The organism is Streptomyces sp. NPDC058464 (assembly GCF_042721035.1).
Classification (GTDB): domain Bacteria; phylum Actinomycetota; class Actinomycetes; order Streptomycetales; family Streptomycetaceae; genus Streptomyces.
On the sequence record NZ_JBHXMA010000004.1, the window covers coordinates 134,754 to 148,267 of the forward strand.

General features: G+C 72.3%; 13 protein-coding genes. 8 read left to right on the top strand and 5 right to left on the bottom strand.

Annotation, left to right across the window (positions count from 1 at the left end; genetic code table 11):
- Window positions 1-274: 274 nt before the first annotated feature.
- Window positions 275-1,285 carry a hypothetical protein gene (locus ACFWPQ_RS07630; protein ID WP_384030958.1) on the bottom strand — a complete coding sequence of 337 codons (1,011 nt, stop codon included), beginning with the start codon at window positions 1,283-1,285 and terminating at the stop codon, window positions 275-277.
- Window positions 1,286-1,362: 77 nt separating this feature from the next.
- Here ACFWPQ_RS07630 and ACFWPQ_RS07635 point away from each other — a divergent pair, with 77 nt between their 5' ends.
- Entirely contained in the window at window positions 1,363-1,653 is a 291-nt protein-coding gene (locus ACFWPQ_RS07635; protein ID WP_350778096.1) for a DUF1905 domain-containing protein, read from the top strand.
- Between the two features lie 92 nt (window positions 1,654-1,745).
- Here ACFWPQ_RS07635 and ACFWPQ_RS07640 read toward each other — a convergent pair whose 3' ends face one another.
- Window positions 1,746-3,218 (bottom strand): beta-1,6-galactanase, encoded by a 1,473-nt coding sequence (locus tag ACFWPQ_RS07640; protein ID WP_384030961.1) that lies wholly within the window; start codon window positions 3,216-3,218, stop codon window positions 1,746-1,748.
- A 273-nt stretch (window positions 3,219-3,491) separates the two neighbouring features.
- Between ACFWPQ_RS07640 and ACFWPQ_RS07645 the strand changes: the two genes are divergently transcribed.
- Both ACFWPQ_RS07645 and ACFWPQ_RS07650 read left to right on the top strand, forming a co-directional pair.
- Window positions 3,492-4,271, top strand: coding sequence for a class E sortase (locus tag ACFWPQ_RS07645; protein ID WP_384030963.1), 780 nt, complete (start codon window positions 3,492-3,494; stop codon window positions 4,269-4,271).
- Between the two features lie 423 nt (window positions 4,272-4,694).
- On the top strand, window positions 4,695-5,300 hold the full coding sequence (locus tag ACFWPQ_RS07650; RefSeq protein WP_384030965.1) for a hypothetical protein: 606 nt from the start codon (window positions 4,695-4,697) through the stop codon (window positions 5,298-5,300).
- A gap of 81 nt (window positions 5,301-5,381) precedes the next feature.
- On the opposite strand, the gene ACFWPQ_RS07655 is transcribed toward ACFWPQ_RS07650, so the two are convergent.
- Window positions 5,382-6,824: an MFS transporter gene (locus ACFWPQ_RS07655; RefSeq protein WP_384030967.1), complete on the bottom strand. Its 1,443-nt coding sequence runs from the start codon at window positions 6,822-6,824 to the stop codon at window positions 5,382-5,384.
- Between the two features lie 68 nt (window positions 6,825-6,892).
- Here ACFWPQ_RS07655 and ACFWPQ_RS07660 point away from each other — a divergent pair, with 68 nt between their 5' ends.
- Both ACFWPQ_RS07660 and ACFWPQ_RS07665 read left to right on the top strand, forming a co-directional pair.
- Entirely contained in the window at window positions 6,893-7,420 is a 528-nt protein-coding gene (locus ACFWPQ_RS07660) for a winged helix-turn-helix transcriptional regulator (RefSeq protein ID WP_384030970.1), read from the top strand.
- 157 nt (window positions 7,421-7,577) lie between these two features.
- Complete coding sequence (locus ACFWPQ_RS07665) at window positions 7,578-8,435, top strand: fumarylacetoacetate hydrolase family protein (protein ID WP_384030972.1); 858 nt, start codon at window positions 7,578-7,580, stop codon at window positions 8,433-8,435.
- 96 nt (window positions 8,436-8,531) lie between these two features.
- Here the strand turns inward: ACFWPQ_RS07665 and ACFWPQ_RS07670 are convergent, their stop codons facing one another.
- Window positions 8,532-9,032 carry a heme-degrading domain-containing protein gene (locus ACFWPQ_RS07670; RefSeq protein WP_384030974.1) on the bottom strand — a complete coding sequence of 167 codons (501 nt, stop codon included), beginning with the start codon at window positions 9,030-9,032 and terminating at the stop codon, window positions 8,532-8,534.
- A complete protein-coding gene (locus ACFWPQ_RS07675) occupies window positions 9,032-10,108 on the bottom strand; it encodes a Gfo/Idh/MocA family oxidoreductase (RefSeq protein ID WP_384030976.1) in 1,077 nt (358 codons plus the stop codon). Before ACFWPQ_RS07675 ends, ACFWPQ_RS07670 begins: the two co-directional genes overlap by 1 nt.
- Window positions 10,109-10,156: 48 nt before the next feature.
- Between ACFWPQ_RS07675 and ACFWPQ_RS07680 the strand changes: the two genes are divergently transcribed.
- The 3 genes from ACFWPQ_RS07680 (at window position 10,157) to ACFWPQ_RS07690 (ending at window position 13,471) form a co-directional block, all read left to right on the top strand.
- Window positions 10,157-11,317 (top strand): ROK family protein, encoded by a 1,161-nt coding sequence (locus ACFWPQ_RS07680; protein WP_384030978.1) that lies wholly within the window; start codon window positions 10,157-10,159, stop codon window positions 11,315-11,317.
- A 345-nt stretch (window positions 11,318-11,662) separates the two neighbouring features.
- Window positions 11,663-12,673: a hypothetical protein gene (locus tag ACFWPQ_RS07685; protein ID WP_384030980.1), complete on the top strand. Its 1,011-nt coding sequence runs from the start codon at window positions 11,663-11,665 to the stop codon at window positions 12,671-12,673.
- 42 nt (window positions 12,674-12,715) lie between these two features.
- A complete protein-coding gene (locus tag ACFWPQ_RS07690) occupies window positions 12,716-13,471 on the top strand; it encodes a GntR family transcriptional regulator (protein ID WP_384030982.1) in 756 nt (251 codons plus the stop codon).
- The last annotated feature ends 43 nt before the right edge of the window (window positions 13,472-13,514 follow it).

Here is a 13,514-nt window from a genome sequence, read left to right on the forward strand (position 1 = left end):
GCCCACTTCTTTCTCAGTGTCGTGCCTCCGCGCCCCGCCTCAAGGGCGCTCCCGCTCCGCTGCGCTCCGCGTCCGCGTCGGCTGCGCCGATGGCCCTGCGGGCCACCCTTGACCCGGGCCGCTCCGGCACGGGGGAGAAGCGAGCGGGCGGCCCGGGGAAAGTGGGCGGCTTGGCGGGGTGGGCCGAAGGGGTCGGCTGCGTTCGGGGCCGGGGTTGGGGCGCGTCGGGTGCGTGGGGGCACGCCGGGTCGTCTTAGCGGGTGCGGAGGGTGGCTTACGAGCCGTGGCAGGTGTCGTACGGCTGGGTCTGGCCGCACCAGCAGTCGGAGGTGCGCTGTGGGGGCCAGGCCACTGCGCGGCCGCGGGCTGCGAGGGTTGTTGCGTATTGCGGGAGCAGGGTGGTGTCGCCGGGGGAGGAACCTTCGGAGGCCGCGAAGGCCTCGTAGGAAGGGACCGTGCCTGTGACGATGCCCAGGTTGCCAGTGCCCGAGGCTGAGAGTTCGCGGAGGGAGGACTCTATGGTCTCGAGGTGCTCGGGGTGGGAGGGGTATTCCGTGGTGAGGTCCGGGTACGCCGACAGGAGTTCTGTGAGTTCCTGCGCCGGCCAGTGCAGGACCGCTACCGGGAAGGGGCGGGAGAGGGCCTCGCGGTAGGTGCCGAGTTCGGCGCGCAGGCGGGAGATCTCTGCTTCCAGTTCCGCCGGGTTGTCCGAGCCCAGGGACCAGACGCGCTTGGGGTCGTGGAGTTCGTCCAGGGAGATGGGGGACGAGTGGAGGGTGTCGGCGAGGGCGTCCCAGTCGTCGTGGGGGAGGCCGAGCATGCGGCGGACCCGGTGGCGGCCGAAGAGGAGGGGGTGCGTGGCGTAGGGGGGGTCGGCGATGTTCGTGAGGAGGAGGGTCGCCGCCTCCGTGAACGTGTCGTGCGCCGCTTCCAGCTCGTCGTGGGATTCCAGGGACTCGGCGACGATCACCCAGGGGGCCGGGTCCCGGGGGGCGGTGGTGCGGATGCCCTCGATGATCGCCCGTGCCTCGGCCTCGTGGTCGTACTCCCACAGGTTCGACGCCTTGAGGGCCCGGACGAGGGGGGCGTTCTCCAGGGTGTCCGGGGTGGCGAGGAGGCGGTCGTAGAGCGTGGTGGCGGCGGGGCGGGCGTCGGCCAGTTCCAGGTGGGCCGCGGCCTGGAGGAGGAGGGCCTCGGCGTCCTCGGGGTAGCGGTCGGCGGTCCGCTCCAGGCGTGCCGCTTCGGCGGTGTGGTCGACGTTCTCGGCAGGCGTGTCGGGGCGCATGAACGACACCGTACTGCCCGGCGGTGACAAAGAAGAGATAGGGATAGGGGGCAGTCGGTAGCGAGGGGAGTCGTTCGGTGCGGTTCGAGTTCGGTGGGTGTGTCGTGGAGTGGCGGGGGCCTGCTCCGTACTACTTCGTGCCGGTGCCGGAGGAGGAGTGCGAGGAGGTACGGGCCGTGGCGGGCATGGCCTCGTACGGGTGGGGGGTCGTTCCTGTCGAGGTGACCTTGGGCGGGGTGGTGTTCGAGACCTCCCTGTTTCCCAAGGACGGGGGGTATCTGCTGCCGTTGAAGAGTGCGGTGCGCAAGTCGCAGGGGGTGGAGGCGGGAGACGAGGTGCGTGTGGAGATGCGGGTGCGGCTCGGGTAGTGGCGCCGGGGACACGGAAGGGGCCGCGTGTCCCCGGCGCCGGTCCGGGTCGGTTCCGGTCCGGGTCGGTTCCGGGCCAGGTCGGTGCCGGGCTAGATCGTCACGCCGTCGATCTGGAGGGTCTGGACGGCCTTCGCCGCCACCGACACCGCCACCGTCTTTCCGGACAGGTAGGTGTCGGAGTACGACTTGTACGCGTCGCCGCCCGTCGTCACCGTGTTCCAGCGCGGGACCAGGCCGTTCGTGCCGCCCGTCACCGTCGTGAACCCGGACAGGTTGAAGGTGAAGGTCTGGGCGGAGGTGGCGGTGTTGAGGGCCACTATCACCAGGCGTTTGGCCGAACTGTCGTAGGCGGCTACGGCGTTGCTCACGCCTGTGTCGAGGATCTTCATGCCGGGGCGGATGTGGCGGCTGAACTGGGCCATCACGTAGTACTTGGTGGTGATCGCGCCTGCCGCCAGGGTGTCGGCGTCGTACGCGATCATCGCCCAGTTCGTGGAGGGGTCCATGACCTGCCAGTAGACCCAGGCCGTGGGGTGCAGCCAGCGGAAGTCGTAGAGCAGGTTGAAGGCCATGGTGTAGCCGGTGCCGTCGTTGTCGCCGGTCTCGGAGTTCCAGAGGGCCTTGCCGGCCGTCGTCACGACGTCGGTGTACAGGAGGTCGCGGCGGCCGCCGGAGCCCTGATAGCCGTGGACGTTCACGCGGTCCACGTAGCCCTTCGTGGTGGAGGAGAAGGCGCTCCAGGTGGTGCGGGCCAGGTCGTAGCTGGTCTCGTCCGAGGCCGAGATCTTGGTCGAGGTCAGGCCTCGGCTGTTCAACTCGCTTCTCAGATAGGGCAGTACGGCCGCCTGGACCGTCGAGTCGATGTGGCAGCCCTCCTGGGTGCCGGTCGCCGTCCACCAGGAGGAGGACGGTTCGTTGAAGGCCTCCACCGTCGCGAAGTTCACGCCCCAGTTGTTCTTCGCGTACAGGGCCACCGAGGCGAGGTGGGAGGCGTGCTGGCGGTAGTTCCAGGACTGGAGGTTGTTGCCGCCGTCGGAGGCGCCGGACGGGTTGTGGTTCAGACACATCCACCACATGGGGGAGTTGGCGAAGAGCTCGGCCGTCGCGCCGCGGTTCACCGCCTTCACGAGCATCGCGCGCTGGGTGGCGTCCGCCGTCCAGTCCCAGGCCGAGGAGGTGGGGTCCTCGTTGTTCCAGTCCTGCCAGTAGCCCTCGATCTGTTTGAAGGAGGGGATGTTGGCGGAGGCGACCATCGATTCGCCGTTCACGCTGTTCCAGCTGCACGCGCCCAGGTTGTAGCGGGCGATGTTCAGGCCGAGGCCGGGGAGCGAGGTGCTGTTGTACGTCGTCGACTTGGTGGTGAAGAAGATGTCGGCGAAGTCGTCCCGGGTGCCGAAGACGTTGCCCCACCAGGCCAGCGAGGTGCCCCAGCCCTCCCAGGTGCCGTACGAGGTGGACGGGCTGACGGCGATCGTGGCGTCGGCGCGGGCCGTGCCGGTGGCCAGGGCGCTGCCCAGGAGGCCGCCTCCCGCGGCGGCCAGGAGTGTTCTGCGTCGGATCATGGCTGCTTCTCAACCTCTCCGTGCGGCTCAAACGCCGGTTCCCGAACCGGCATTGACTCGTCCCCCCGCATGCCAACAGGAAGCATCGGGTGTGGTGTGTGAGGTTGTCGAGGGGTGTGACCGTGCTTTCTTGTAGGGGTTTCTAAAACCCGTTGAGGAAGCAGGGAGGGGGAGGTTCGGGGACAGGGGGTCGCGCGACTCTGGTGAGTTGGCGATGGTCGCCTTATCGTGCGGCACCGACGCGGGGGCGGTGGGAGGTGCGCGGTGCGGGTCGTGGGGCACGGTGAGCGGCGGTGGCGGGCCCGGCGCCGGCGGGTGCTGTGGACCGGGGGCGAGCTCCTCGTCACGGTGGGCGTGGTGCTCATGCTCCTCGTCGTGCACCAGCTGTGGTGGACCAACAGGGAGGCGAAGCAGGGGGCCGAGCGGAAGGTGGCGGCGCTGGAGCGGGAGTGGGGCGGCGGGGGGTCGGACGGTTCCGGGAGCGCCGGCAGCGGAGAGAGGAGCGGTTCCGGTGCGGCCGGTTCCGGGGCGTCCGGCGGGGCGTCCGGCGACGGCCGGGGGCAGACGTCGTACACCACGCGGGTCGTCGCCTCCCAGGCGTACGCCGTCCTCGTCGTCCCGCGGCTCGGGCTGCGCGTCCCGATCGCCGAGGGCGTCAGCAAGCCGAAGGTGCTCAACCACGGGTACGTCGGCCACTACCCCGGCACCCAGCAGCCGGGCCAGGCCGGGAACTTCGCGCTCGCCGGGCACCGCAACACCCATGGCGAGCCGTTCCGGTATCTGCCGCGGCTCAGGCGCGGGGACACGATCGAGGTCGAGACGGAGGCGGCGACGTACACGTACGCCGTGGACCAGATCCTGCCGCAGACGTCGTCCCGGGACTCGGGGGTCGTCAGGGCCGTACCGCGGTCGATCGTGAAGCCGTCGTACGGGTACAAGGAGCCGGGGTACTACATCACCCTCACCACCTGTACGCCCGAATTCACGTCGCGGTACCGGATGGTGGTGTGGGGGAAGCTGGTGTCGATGCGGCCGCGGGCGGGGACCGGGTGACCGTCGGGGGAGAGGGAACGGAGGCCGGGGCGGATTCCGTTGGCCCAGAGGGGAGTTGAGGCGCTGGGGGAGGCCAGGGGGTGGGGAGGCGTCGGGGCCCGGTTCGGCCCGTGCGGTTCTCGGCAGGCGGCGGGCGACCGCATCGCCTACCGTGGAGAAGTTCAGTGAGCCCGTGGTCCTCGACCTCGGAGTACTCACGTCCGCAGTCGCGGACACACGCGGTGGGGCCGGGAGGACACCGGCCGCCCCGCTGTCTCGCCCTCGGCCCAGGCCCAGGACCTCATGGAGGGTTCTGGGAGTCACGTATGCCGAGGACATGTGGTGTCCGCGGCGCTACCTGCCGGCCGGTGCCGCCCTGACATGTGCCGTCGGAAAGGGCACGGCGGTCGCCGAGTCGCAGGCGACTCAAGAACTGGAGGGATCATGACCACGTCCCGCCTGTCTCTGAAAGCCACACTGTGCATGTTCGTCGCGTTGCTGACGGCAGCGCTGTGGACGCAGCCGGCGAGCGCGTACACCTGGGCCCGAAGGGTCACCGTGTACAACGCTTACGGCCTGTGCGTCCAGGGAAACGCAGGAATCGACCACAAGAAGCCCGGCGTGCTCTCCGGCAACCTCGCCTACTCGGAGACCTTCGCGCTGAAGCAGGGATGCGGTACGGGTCTGAACGAGCCCGACGGCTGGGCCGCCACGCGAGCGGTCGTCTTCAAGTGGAACGGGTCCGGCTGGGACGTCTGCCGCAGCAGCGCCTGGAAGTACGGTGCCACCGGCGTGAACCGATGGGGTCCGTGGGGGCCGGAGCAGGTCTTTGACTGGGGCGGATGGGCTTCGTGCGGGGCGGGCTTCTACGGGACGCAGGCCGCGGCCTTCGTCTGGGACGGGTCCGCATGGCGAGGGGGCGGTGTCTGGTCGGGGTTCGAACAGGCCACGCCGGCGGGAGTCGCGCGCATGCGGCAGCCCGCGACCGGTTCCGCTCCCGCTCCGCACGTCAGGCCGCCCGCTGTCCGGCCGGCGGCACACACCCGGTAACGGGCAGGAACGGGAAGCGCTTTGAGGAAGTGTCCGGCGTGTCCGTGAGGGCCCGCCGGACACTCCCGTCCCGGTGACCCGCTACTGCACCCGCTCCCGCAACGCAACCATCCCCGCCGCCCCCAGCACCGCCACCCCCGCGGAGACCACCATCGCCACGTCCGCCCCGTGTGCCAGGCCGGAGCCGGTCGACGTGGCCAGGGCGATGGTCAGGGCCACGCCCGCGCAGGAGCCGATGTAGCGGAAGGTCTGCTGGGCGCCCGAGCCCATCGCGGCCCGGGCTGCGGGGACCGACTCCACCGCCAGCAGGGGGAGCGCGGCGTTGAGGAGGCCGCTGCCCACACCGCCCAGGAACAGGCCCGGCAGCAGCCGGGGCCAGGAGCCCGCGTCCAGGGCGCCCAGCATGGCCAGCGCGCCGCCCGCGTGCAGCAGGAAGCCCGCCGCGAGCTGCCAGCGCGGTGAGACCCGGCCCGCGAGGCGCTTGGCCTGCAGAGCCACCGTGAAGGACAGGCCGGACCAGAGCAGGAACAGCCACGCCGTGTCCATCGCGGACATGCCCAGCGTCTGCTGGAGCAGCGCCGGCAGGTAGCTGAACAGGCCTATCACCGTCAGGCCCGTGACCAGGCCGCTGAGGGAGGAGACCAGGAAGCGGGGGGTGCGGAAGAGGGCCAGGTCGATCATCGGGGTCGAGGCGAAGCGGCGTTCGACGAGGGTGAAGGCCACCAGCAGGACGACCGTGGCCGCGAGCAGCAGGGCCACCGGTGCGCGCAGCCAGCCGTCCCGGCCCAGGGTCAGCGCCGCGACCAGGGAGACCAGTGCGAGGCCGAAGGTCAGGGCGCCGGCGACGTCCGGGCGGCCACCGCGCGGTGAGCGGGACTCCGTCAGGGTGCGGGCGGAGGCTGCGGCCACCAGCAGCGCGGCCGCGCCCAGTACGGCGTACGCCACCCGCCAGCTGGGCATCGCACCCGCGACCAGCGGGCCGAGTGCGATGCCGCCGCTCACGAACGCGCCCCACACGCCCGTCGCGTGCAGCCGGCCCCGCGGGCTCGGGAACGCGGCCACCAGCAGGCCCAGGCTGCTCGCCAGGATCGCCGCGCTCGCCGCGCCCTGCGCCACCCGGGCCAGGGTGAAGGCCCAGGTGGAGGTCGTCAGGCCGCCGAGGGCGGTGGTCAGGCCGAGGGCGAGGGTGCCGGCGACGAAGACCCGGCGGCGGCCGTAGTCGTCGGCCAGGCTGCCCACGACCAGGAGGAGGGCGGCGAGGCCGAGCGGGGTGCCGTTCAGCAGCCAGGCCTGGGCGGAGAGCGGGGTGTGCAGGGCGGCGACCGTCTCCGGGAGCGTGACCACCGGGGCGGTGTACGTCATCAGGGCCACGGCGGTCGCGGCGCTGGTGAGGGCCAGGGTGGGGCGGCCGCTGCGGACCGGGGCGGCCGTGGCGCCTGTGGCGTCTGTGTCCGTCGCAGATGCAGGTGCGGATTCCGGTTCCGGGCTCGCACGCTTCATGGTTCTTTCATTGAACCTAGTCATGGGGGTACCGTAGCATTGTTGGTTCGTTCATTGAACCCATGACAGGGAAACTGACTAAGGTGGTCCGCATGGCACTGGGCAAGGACTACGCGACACAGGAGTGCTCGATCGCCCGCGCGCTGGAGGTCGTCGGCGAGCGCTGGACCCTGCTCGTCGTCCGCGACGCGCTCTACGGCGTCCGGCGCTACAACGACTTCCTGGCCCACCTGGGCATCCCGCGCGCCGTCCTGTCGGCCCGTCTGAAGGCGCTCACCGAGGAGGGGATCCTGGAGAAGCGCCGGTACCAGGACTCGCCGCCCCGGGACGAGTACGTCGTCACCGAGCGCGGGATCGCGCTGTTCCCCGCCCTGCGCGCCCTCGGAGTCTGGGGGCGCGAGCACTTCATGGAACGGCAGCTGCGCTACTTCCGGCACGTGGACTGCGGGACCGAACTCGGTTCGTACGGCGAATGTCCCGCCTGCGGAACCGTCGTACCCGTCGCGGACGTTCTCGTCACACCGGGGCCCGGACTCGACCCCGACCCGGCGGACCCGGTCAGCCGGGCGCTCCTCAAGCCCAAGCGGCTGCTGGAGCCGCTGGAGACCGATCACGTGTGAGCAGCCGAGCAGCCGGGCAGCCGCCCGTGGCCCGGGCTACGGTCCAGTACGTGAACAGGCTCTTGCCCGCTGCACGCTCATCTTGGAGGATCGACCAGTCCTCCGATGGCTGCACCCATCGGTCGGGCGACTGCTGTCAAGGGAGATGGTGACGACCATGAAGCTGCTGCGAGTCGGTACGGCGGGGGCGGAGCGGCCCGCGCTGCTCGACGCCGAGGGTGTCCTGCGGGACCTGACGGGGATCGTCGACGACATCGACGGGGCGCTGCTCGCCGACGACGCGGCGCTCGGGCGCGTCCGCGCCGCCGCCGACGCCGGGGAGCTGCCCGCGCTCGACGCGACCGGGCTGCGGATCGGACCGCCGCTGGCGCGGATCGGCAAGGTCGTCTGCATCGGGCTCAACTACCACGACCACGCCCGCGAGACGGGGGCCGAGCCGCCGGCCGAGCCGGTCGTCTTCTTCAAGGCCGCGGACACGGTCGTGGGGCCGAACGACACCGTGCTGGTGCCCCGCGGGTCGGTGAAGACCGACTGGGAGGTGGAGCTGGCGGTCGTCATCGGGCGTACGGCCCGTTATGTGGCCGACGACGAGGACCCGTTGGCGTACGTCGCCGGGTACGCCGTCGCGCACGACGTGTCCGAGCGGGAGTTCCAGATCGAGCGGGGCGGGACCTGGGACAAGGGGAAGAACTGCGAGACGTTCAACCCGCTCGGGCCGTGGCTGGTGACCGCGGACGAGGTCGGCGACCCGCAGGAGCTGTCGCTGAAGCTCTGGGTGAACGGCGAGCTGAAGCAGGACGGGACCACGGCCGAGCAGATCTTCTCGGTCGCCGAAGTGGTCAGGTACGTCAGCCGGTTCATGGTGCTGTACCCCGGGGACGTGATCAACACCGGGACTCCGGCGGGGGTTGCGCTGGGGGCGCCGGAGCCGAAGCCGTTCCTGCGGGCCGGGGATGTGGTGGAGCTGGAGATCGGTGGGCTCGGTCGGCAGCGGCAGGAGCTCAAGGACGCCTGAGGGGCGGGGGGTTCCGGTGTGCGAGCGGCTGCGGGTCGTCCGTGGTTGCTCGCGCAGTTCCCCGCGCCCTTGAAGGGGCGCTGCCCCTGTCGGCGCCTACAGCTTCAGGAAGCTTTCCAGGGCCTCCACCACGAAGCGGTGGTCGTCCAGTTGGGGCAGGCCTGAGACCGTCACCGTTCCGATCACGCCGACGTTCTCGACGGTGATCGGGAACGAGCCGCCGTGGGCCGCGTACTCGTCCGGGTCCAGGCGGGAGGACTCCTCGAACGTCGTGCCCTTGGCCCGGAAGCGGGCGCCGACCAGGTAGGACGCCGAGCCGTAGCGCTCCACCACCCGGCGCTTGCGGGCGATCCACGCGTCGTTGTCGGGGGTCGAGCCGGGCAGGGCCGCGTGGAAGAGCTGCTGGCCGGCCCGGTGGATGTCGACGGCCACCGGGGCCTGGCGCTCCCGGGCCATCTCCACCAGCAGGGAGCCGAGGGCCCACGCGTCGTCGTACGTGAACTGCCGGAAGACCAGGAGGCGCTCCTGCTTCTCCAGGTCCTCCACCGACGGGGTGAGTTCGGGAGCGAATCGCGGGGTGATCTGCGGGTGCTGCATCAGAGGGTCACCGTCACCTTGTCTCGTGCCGAACGGCGGGCTGCTTCCAGTACGTCCAGGGCGGCGGCCGCCTCCAGCGCGGTCACCGGGTTGGGGCCCTCGTCGCGCAGGGCCTCGGCCACGGCCGCGTAGTACGCGGGGTAGTCGCCGGGACGGGTGGGGACGACCCGGCCGCCGCCGGTGACCGGGGACTCGCCGGCGCCGATACGGCCGTACAGCGACTCCGGTTCGAGGCCCCAGGCGTCCGCGGCACCGGGGCGCTCGCCCGTGCGCAGGGCGTCCTCCTGCGGGTCCAGGCCGTACTTGACGTAGCCGGCCTTCGAGCCCAGCACCCGGAAACGTGGGCCGAGCTGGGCCGTCGTCGCCGAGACGTAGAGGTGGGAGCGGACGCCGTTCGCGTGGGTGACGGCGATGAACGTGTCGTCGTCGGTCTCGGCGCCCGCCCGGCGGATCACCGACTCGGCGTAGACCTCGGTGGCGGGGCCGAAGAGGACCAGGGCCTGGTCGACGACGTGGCTGCCGAGGTCGTAGAGGAGACCTCCGATCTCTGCCGGGTCGCCGGACTCGCGCCAGCCGCCCTTGGGCTGCGGACGCCAGCGTTCGAAGCGGGACTCGAAGCGCCAGGGGTCGCCCAGCGAACCGTCCTCGAGGAGGCCGCGCAGGGTGAGGAAGTCGTTGTCCCAGCGGCGGTTCTGGAAGACCGAGAGCAGCAGGCCGTGCTCCTCGGCCAGGGCTGCCAGCTCGCGCGCCTCGGCGGCGGTGCCGGCGACCGGCTTGTCGACCACGACCGGGAGGCCCGCCTTGAGGGCGGTCGTCGCCAGCGGCACGTGCGTCCTGTTCGGGGACGCGATGACGAGGAGGTCGAGTTCGGCGGCCCGGTCGAACAGCTCGTCGGGGGTCGCGACCGTCCGGACGTCCGGGAACTCGGCCTTCGCCTGCGCCTGCCGCTCGGGGTTCGAGGTGACGACCGTGTCCAGGGCGAGGCCCTCGGTGGCGGCGATCAGGGGGGCGTGGAAGACGGATCCGGCGAGGCCGTAGCCGATGAGGCCGACGCGCAGGGGAGTGGCAGCTGTCATGCGTCCTACTTTCGCAACGCTGTTGCCAAAGTGCAAGTGGCAGGGAGAATGAGTGGCGTGAACAGGACGAGGAGCGGACGGCCGGGTGCGGCAGTCGGGCGTGCTGGTGTGGCAGGCGGGCGGCCGGGTGCGGTCGGAGCCAATCTGCCGGCCATGCGCAGCCACAACAGCGCGCTGGTGCTGGACCTGCTGCGTACGGCGGGGGAGGACGGCATCAGCCGCCTCGAACTGGCCGAGCGGACCGGGCTCACCCCGCAGGCGGTCAGCAAGATCACCGCCCGGCTGCGGGAGGAGGGCCTCGCCGCGGAGGCCGGGCGGCGCGCCTCCACGGGCGGCAAGCCGGCCACCGTGCTGCGGCTGGTGCCGGACGCCGGGCACGCGGTGGGGATCCAGCTGGACCGGGACGAGCTGCGTGCGGTGCTCGTCGATCTCGACGGGACGGTGGTGGCGGCGCGGCAGGCGGAGGTGGACCTGGGGGCGGGGGCGGAGGCCGTCCTCGGCGCGGTCGTGGAGCTGGCCGGGGAGCTGGTCGAGCGCGGCGGTGACTCGCTGCTCGGGGTCGGGGTCGGGGCGCCGGGGCCGCTCGACCACATCCACGGGGTGCTGCACCGGGTCACCGGGTTCCCCGAGTGGGACGGCTTCCCGTTGCGGGACGCGCTCGCGGAGCGGTTCGGGGTGCCGGTCGTCGTCGACAAGGACAGCAACGCGGCGGCCCTCGGACTCGCCGTCGGCGGTGAGGGCGGGTCGTTCGCCTGCCTGCTTCTCGGCACGGGGCTGGGCGCCGGTCTGGTGATCGGCGACACCGTGCACCGGGGGGCGCGCACCGGGGCCGGGGAGTTCGGGCACCAGGTGGTCCAGCTGGACGGGCCGCCCTGCCACTGCGGCAACCGCGGCTGCATCGAGGCGCTGTGCCTGGCGGCGGTGGCCCGCGGCGACGTGGCCGAGGCCGCGCGGGTCCTCGGCGTCGGAGCGGCGAACCTGGCCGGGCTGCTCGACATCGACCTCGTGCTGCTCGGCGGCCGGACGATCGCGGCCGCGCCGGAGCCGTTCGTACGGGGGGTCGCCGCCGTCCTCGACGACCACACCCGGCGGGAGGGGAGCCTGCGTACGACGGTCCCCGTCCGCCTCGCCCCCGGCGGCGGCCGCGGCGTCGCAGAGGGCGCGGCGCAACTCCTCCTCGCCCCACTGTTCGGCCGCGCAGACGGCTGACCGCCGTTCGGCCACCGGCCCACCCGGGGGTGCGGGGCTGTATCGATGTGCGGCTCCGCCGCGCGGGCGCGACCAGCCCGCCGGTTCGGCACCGCCGAGATCCGCCGTCGTGGTTGATCGCCGTTGCGGCGGGGTGGGGGGGAAGCGGCGGAGTTGGGTCGACTGTTAAGGGGCGGTGGGGCTGCCCACCCAGGGGCGCGGGGAACTGCGCGACCAGCCCCCACCGGCCCGCAGGTGGTCACCGGCCGATCGGGCGGAGGGGAGCGGCCGATCGGGGGGAGTGTGGACGCTTTCGCGGAGTGGCGTTCGGTGACCCCGGTCCGCCCCCGGCAGAGTCACCTGTCCATGCGCATGCGACTGAGCATCCCCCTGTCCCTCTGCCTGGCCGCCGCAGCCGCCGTACTCGCCCCCTCGCCCATGGCGACGGCCGCCGTCGCCGGGACGTCCTGCGCGGCCGCCGACGAGCAGGGCTTCCCCCTCACCACCCGCCTCCACGACGGCCCCTCGTCCTACGAGCCCGGCGGCGGCTTCGGCACCTGGTACCTCGACCTCACCAACACCACCGGCCGCATCTGCGCCGACGTGCACCCGGTCCTCGTCCTCGTCGACGACAAGCGTGCCCTCAAGCCGTCCCAGACCGAGCTGGAGTTCTACGACGGCCCACGCACCCGCCCGGTCCCGCTGACCGTGACCGACGAGTCCGAGCTGGTCGGCGTCCTCGACGGGACCGACTTCCCGGGGTTCACCGTCGCGCCCGGGGCGACCGTCTCGGTCAAGCTCAGACTCGCCGTCACCTCCGACGCCGTACGGAACGGGGTCACTGTCAATGCGGCCGTCGTCCAGCGGCAGGGGGCCGACGGCGCGTGGGTGGGGGAGTCGAACGACTACCGCTTCGGCATCGGCGGCGAACCGCCGCCTCCACCCGCGAGCATCGCCCCCGCCGTCCCTTCCGGCGGCGCGCAGGTCGGCCCGCGGACGCCCCCGGGAGCCAGCCCGGCCAGCCCCGACAGTCCCGACAGCCCCGACGGTTCCGAGAGCCCCGCCGACCCCGACATCAGCCCGGGGGCCACCCCCGGAGCCACCCCCGGGGGCACCCCCACCGCCTCACCCGGCGGGAGCGACCGGGCCTTCACCGACGAGGCCCGGGGAGGCGGGGACGGCTGGGGAGGCGGGAACGGCAGGGATGGCGGGGACGGTGGAGGAGCCTGGGGTGCCGAAGGCGCCTGGGCGGCCGGGGAACGTGCCCGCGAACTGGCCCGCACCGGCCTCGGCCTGGCCCACGGCCTGTTCACGGCCGCCCTCGCCCTGCTCACCGTGGGAGCGGGCGCGTTCCTGCTGGCGCGCCGACGGCGGTGACCCTCGTCCGGTGCGGGAGGCGCCGTCTGCGACGATCCCCGGGTGGACTACCCGAACGACCAGGCCCCCGGCGCCCCCGTCCGCTCCGGCATCCCCGAGCACGGCCGCATCCCGAAGTACTACGCGGTGAAGGCGCGGATCGACCAGCTCGTCGGCGCGCTGGGGGAGGGCGCTCTCATCCCCACCGAACGTGACCTTTCGGAGGAGTACGGGGTCGCCCGCGAGACCGTCCGGCAGGCGCTGCGCGAACTGGTGCTGGAGGGCAAGCTGCGCCGGCAGGGGCGGGGCACGGTCGTCGCGGGGCCCAAACTGGAGCAGCCGCTCTCCCTCGCCAGCTACACCGAGGGGGTACGGCGGCAGGGCCGTACCCCCGGCCGCAGTCTGGTCACCCTCGACCGCTTCCCCTGCCCGGCCGCCCTCGCCGCCGAGACCGGCCTGGAGCGCGGCGAACCCGTCTGGCACCTGGAGCGCGTGCTGCTCGCCGACGACGAGCGGGTCGGCCTGGAGAGCACGTACGTCGCCGTCGCGAGGGTCCCGCACCTCGACACCGACTTCCACCCCGACTCCTCCTTCTACGGCTACCTGCACGAGCAGGGCATCGCCTTCGGGGACGCCGACGAACGCATCGAGACCGTGCTGGCCACCCCGCGCGAGGCCCTCCTCGTCGGCACCCCGCCGGCCCTTCCGATGCTGCTGATCCACCGGGTGTCACGGGACACCGAGGGCCGGCCGCTGGAGCGGGTGCGGTCGCTGTACCGGGGGGACCGGTTCTCGTTCACGACCCATCTGCGCGGCTGAAAGGTACCTATTTCGGCCGCTTCCGAAGGTCTTTTCGCATAAC

Excerpts from the sequence above, each read along its gene's own strand:
- ACFWPQ_RS07650 (WP_384030965.1), top strand. The coding sequence starts at position 4,695 with ATGACCACGTCCCGCCTGTCTCTGAAAGCCACACTGTGCATGTTCGTC.
- ACFWPQ_RS07665 (WP_384030972.1), top strand. The coding sequence starts at position 7,578 with ATGAAGCTGCTGCGAGTCGGTACGGCGGGGGCGGAGCGGCCCGCGCTG.
- ACFWPQ_RS07675 (WP_384030976.1), bottom strand. The coding sequence starts at position 10,108 with ATGACAGCTGCCACTCCCCTGCGCGTCGGCCTCATCGGCTACGGCCTC.
- ACFWPQ_RS07670 (WP_384030974.1), bottom strand. The coding sequence starts at position 9,032 with ATGCAGCACCCGCAGATCACCCCGCGATTCGCTCCCGAACTCACCCCG.
- ACFWPQ_RS07680 (WP_384030978.1), top strand. The coding sequence starts at position 10,157 with ATGAGTGGCGTGAACAGGACGAGGAGCGGACGGCCGGGTGCGGCAGTC.
- ACFWPQ_RS07640 (WP_384030961.1), bottom strand. The coding sequence starts at position 3,218 with ATGATCCGACGCAGAACACTCCTGGCCGCCGCGGGAGGCGGCCTCCTG.
- ACFWPQ_RS07685 (WP_384030980.1), top strand. The coding sequence starts at position 11,663 with ATGCGCATGCGACTGAGCATCCCCCTGTCCCTCTGCCTGGCCGCCGCA.
- ACFWPQ_RS07630 (WP_384030958.1), bottom strand. The coding sequence starts at position 1,285 with ATGCGCCCCGACACGCCTGCCGAGAACGTCGACCACACCGCCGAAGCG.
- ACFWPQ_RS07655 (WP_384030967.1), bottom strand. The coding sequence starts at position 6,824 with ATGACTAGGTTCAATGAAAGAACCATGAAGCGTGCGAGCCCGGAACCG.
- ACFWPQ_RS07660 (WP_384030970.1), top strand. The coding sequence starts at position 6,893 with ATGGCACTGGGCAAGGACTACGCGACACAGGAGTGCTCGATCGCCCGC.